Origin of the sequence: Neobacillus bataviensis LMG 21833, from assembly GCF_000307875.1 — a bacterium.
In the GTDB taxonomy this organism is placed as follows: Bacteria; Bacillota; Bacilli; order Bacillales; family Cytobacillaceae; genus Neobacillus; species Neobacillus bataviensis.
Genome location: NZ_AJLS01000047.1, coordinates 1 through 1,572, shown reverse-complemented (window position 1 = coordinate 1,572; position 1,572 = coordinate 1). Strand labels below are relative to the sequence as shown.

General features: G+C 46.1%; 1 pseudogene. It reads right to left on the bottom strand.

Annotation, left to right across the window (positions count from 1 at the left end):
* A pseudogene (gene prtP / locus BABA_RS07325) lies at positions 1-1,572 on the bottom strand (PII-type proteinase); the annotation flags it as partial.

Genomic DNA, 1,572 nt, shown 5'->3' with positions numbered 1-1,572 from the left:
GTCGGTGGCGGTCACCTTGATGGTATTGTCACCATAATTAACCGGTACATCAACACTAAAGTGATGTTGTGCATCAAGTGCTGCTACGGTGTCGCCAACATTAACTGTCTTGGTGTCAGCACTAACCGTCCCTGTAACCTTGATGGTCGCTTCAGAGGTCTGATCCGAGCCATTGTTGAATTTCAAATCAGTAAAGGTTGGCGCCGTCAGCCGAACTTTGGTGTCAAAATGTTTAAGCAACTGGGTATGCGCCTTATCGGCATATAGATCCACTTGCGCGGCGTAATCAGCATTCGTGACCGGCATTGAGGCAGTGAAACTGTTAGTCGCAGCATCGTAGGTTGTGTTCAAATCATGTTTCTTTCCTTGTGCATCAGTGTAAGTACCGTCAACCGCTGCTGGATACGTTCCACTAAACGTATACGTCCCGCCACCTTGAGTATTGGCTTCGTAGCCGGTTGTGGTACTTGAGATCTTGTCTGGGATACCGCCGCCGTTCACAATTAAATCAAACGATGTAGACCCCGGCTTCTGAACGCTGGCATCTTGATCAGTGGCATTGGATGCATTATCAGTCAAGTACAGCTCAGCCGAATTGTCGCCATTGCCAAGTGCTTGGGCCTGTTCATCAGATAATGGCGTTTCAATTTTGGTGTACCCATCAGCCGTTGTCCCAGCATCGGTAAAGGTAGCATCAAGATTCGTCACTTCATTAATTGCAGTTTTAACGCTCTTGGTGGCATCAAGACCACTCAAATCATCCTTGGCTTCAGCTGTCAAATAATACTGGGTTTTCCCATTTTCCGTTTTGGCTGACAAAGCGACATGACGAACTGTCGGCGCCTTAGAGTCGAGCTTGAAAGGCACATCAAACACTTGACGTTTGTCGCCGCCTTCCGGTACACCGGAAATACGATAAGTATAACTGCCATCATCAGCCGTCTTGATGTTGCCATCACGTTGATCATAATAGGTGCCATCCCACGCTGGAGCATTGTAGTAGATGTACTGCTGCGAATGAGCATTATAATAGGTCTTCGTCAGATTGGTGGAACTGCTGAGAGTCGTAACTTTATTGCCCTGACCATCAAGAATATCAACTTGGACGTTGCTGATATTGCGCAATAGATAATACTTCATGCTGATTTCATTATATAAGGCATTCTTGTCACTCGAAAAAGCAATCGCCTGATCGTCAACTGTCTGGTTGCCATCAGCGTCTGTGACCATGCCGCCATAATATTGAGTGCCTGTATTTTTGTTCGTCAATAGTGGCACGGTGCCAAAATTACCACCAGCAGGACTATAAGTGATCCCATTGAGACTATCGACAATCTTACCGTCATTCCAGTCACCAAAAAAGCCCATGTATGGCAAGTTCAAGCGCGATCCATCGCTACCCTTAAAGTTCAGAAAACCTTCAACAAATTGCTGTTGGTCAAAAGACTTCGGCAAAGATAGTGTGAATTCAATCTGCGCCGTTTTCCCAGCAGGCACAGTTATGTTACTGCCAGCTTTAATGGCTGCTCCATCAATCTTCTTGTCATACAAAACCCTAGAATTAGGGTCAGT